Here is a 2165-nt window from a genome sequence, read left to right as displayed (position 1 = left end):
CGGGGAGGTGGCTCAGGTCGGTCTGCTGCCAGGGCAGCGGGACACTGTCGAGGACGAGCTGGACGTGTTCGCCGGCGGTGTCGTTGACGAAAGCGGTGCGCAGGTTGGCGTAGCGGTCCAGGACTGCTTGTCCGGCGGCCCGCATGCGTTGGGGTTGTACGGGTCCGGAGAGGTGGAAGACCAGCTGCATGTGGTAGGCGTCGTAGGCGGTGTCGGCGAGCTGGGCGTGGAAGAGCAGTCCGGATTGCAGCGGGGTCAGCGGCCACACGTCGGTCAGGGCGGGGTACTTCTTCTCCCATATCTCAAGCTCGCGCTGGTCGGTCGAGACCAGCGGCACGTCTGACGGGGTCAGGCCTCCTGCGCCGGGCTGGGCCGCGTGGCGGGCGAGCCCTTCCAGGGCGGTGCACCACAGGTCGGCCAGTTCTTGTACGTCCTGGCGGGTGAGTACGCCGGTGGGGTAGCCCAGGCGGGCGTTGAGGCACGGGCCCTGTTCGGTGTCGGTGACCAGTGCGTTGATCTCCAGCGTCGACATCAGCGGCATGTCCGCGTCCGGCGCGGCGACGAGGTCGGTGGTGTCGTCGGCACGGGTCCAGCCGAGGCCGCGCAGGTTCTCCGGCATGTCGGCGGCGGAGTAGTGGCCCAGGTAGTTGAAGGCGATCTGCCCGGTGTCGTACCGCCGGAGCACGGCGGCCGTCTCCGGGTTCAGATGGCGCAGCAGGCCGTAGCCGATGCCCTTGTCGGGGATGGCCAGGAGCTGCTCCTTGACGGCCTTGACCGCGGCTGCGGCCGCGGGGCCGCCCGCGAATGCGTCACCGAGGTCGATTCCCCTGATGTCGAGCCGGACGGGGAACATGCTGGTGAACCAGCCGAGCGTGCGGGACAGGTCGGCGCCGGGCACGACGCCTTCCTCGCGGCCGTGTCCTTCGAGCCGGATCAGCGCCGAGGACTGCGTGACGCCGCGGTTGTGCCGCCACTTGGCGAGTGCGAGGGCCAGTCCGGCCAGCAGGCCGTCGTTGACCTGCCCGCGGAACGCCGTGGGCACCGACGTCAGCAGCGCCTCCGTCACCCGTGCCGGAACCTGGACCCAGAGGTGGTCGGCGGTGTCGGTCACGTCCCGGGCCGGTTCCAGGGGGCGGCGGCCGATGAGAGGGTCCGGGCCGTCCACCACGGCACGCCACAGGGCGAGTTCGGCCACGCGGCTCTCGCTTGCGGCTTCGTCCTGGAGGGCGTGGGTCCAGCGCCGTACCGATGTCACCACCGGGGCGAGTTCGGGTGTACGTCCCGCACGGACCTGTTCCCAGGCGGCGGCGAGGTCGGGCAGCATGATCCGCCAGGAGACGCCGTCCACGACCAGGTGGTGCAGCACCACCAGCAAGCGGCCGGGCACATCCGGGCCTGCGTCGAACCACACGAACCGCGCCATCACGCCACCGGCGGGGTCCAGCCGTCCGGCGGCCTCGTCCAGTTCCGTCTGTGCCGACTCCCGCCAGCGCTGCTCCTCCCAGTGACCGTCACACCCGACCCGGTGGACCAGGCCTGCCACGTCCGTCGAACCAGGTTCGGAGACCTCCAGATGCCACTCGTCGCCGGTGACGAGCCGGGAGCGCAGGACGTCGTGCCGGTCGAAGACCGCTGTCAGGGTCGCGGACAGTCCCGCCGCGTCGATGCCCGCCGGCAGTTCCAGGACCGCCGACATGGAGAACCGGCCGTAGCCGCCGCCCAGTTCGCGCAGATACCGGCTGACGGGGAGCACCGGCAGAAGGCCCGTTCCGCCGCCTTCGAACTCCTCAAGGACCACACCGGTGTCCGAGCCGTCCGTGACCGCGACCTGTGCCAGCTCGGCCACGGTGCGGCATTCGAAGATCTGCCGCGGGGACACCTCCACGCCCAGGGCCCGGGCCCTGGAGACCACCTGGATCGAGCGGATGCTGTCCCCGCCCACGGCGAAGAAGTCGTCGTCGACTCCCACCCGCTCCAGGCCCAACACTTCCGCGTAGACGGCGGCCAGGTCCCGCTCGACCGCCGAACCCGGCGGGCGGTAGGCGCCGCCGCCGAACTCCGGTTCCGGCAGCGCGGCCCGGTCCAGTTTTCCGTTCGGTGCCAGCGGCAGCCGGTCCAGCATCACCAGGACCGAGGGCACCATGAACTCCGGCAGCCGCCCCGCC

General features: G+C 71.1%; 1 protein-coding gene. It reads right to left on the bottom strand.

Annotated features, from left to right (window positions below):
* Positions 1-2165, bottom strand: a 2165-nt coding sequence (locus tag IE226_RS43500) for a condensation domain-containing protein (protein WP_229871985.1), incomplete at both ends; no start/stop codon positions are given.

This window comes from Streptomyces longisporoflavus (assembly GCF_014649775.1).
Classification (GTDB): Bacteria; Actinomycetota; Actinomycetes; order Streptomycetales; family Streptomycetaceae; genus Streptomyces; species Streptomyces longisporoflavus.
Note: the sequence above shows the minus strand (reverse complement) of the source record. Positions and strands in the feature narration are given on the sequence as shown.